The sequence below is a fragment of the Nocardia amamiensis genome, from assembly GCF_015477605.1.
Lineage (GTDB): Bacteria > Actinomycetota > Actinomycetes > Mycobacteriales > Mycobacteriaceae > Nocardia > Nocardia amamiensis_A.
On record NZ_JADLQX010000346.1, the window covers coordinates 1 to 255 of the forward strand.

Annotated in this window: 1 protein-coding gene; it reads right to left on the reverse strand. The window is 68.2% G+C overall.

Annotated elements, in window-relative coordinates; translation table 11 throughout:
- Window positions 1-255 (reverse strand): AMP-binding protein (locus IU459_RS38090; protein WP_195134373.1); only part of this gene is annotated, 255 nt, incomplete at both ends.

The window sequence follows — 255 nt, forward strand, 5'->3', positions numbered from 1 at the left end:
CCACCAGCCGCGCACCGACCTGCAACGGCCAGAAGAACTCCCACACCGACACGTCGAACGTCGCCGGGGTCTTCTGCAACACCACGTCGTAGGCCGCCAAGCCGTACTCGGCGTGCATCCACACCAGGCGGTTGACGATCGCCGCGTGCGACACCGCCACACCCTTCGGGCGGCCGGTCGAACCGGAAGTGAAGATCACGTACGCGGTGTTGGCCGGGCGCAGCGGCTTGTGCCGATCGGCGTCGGTCAGCGGCT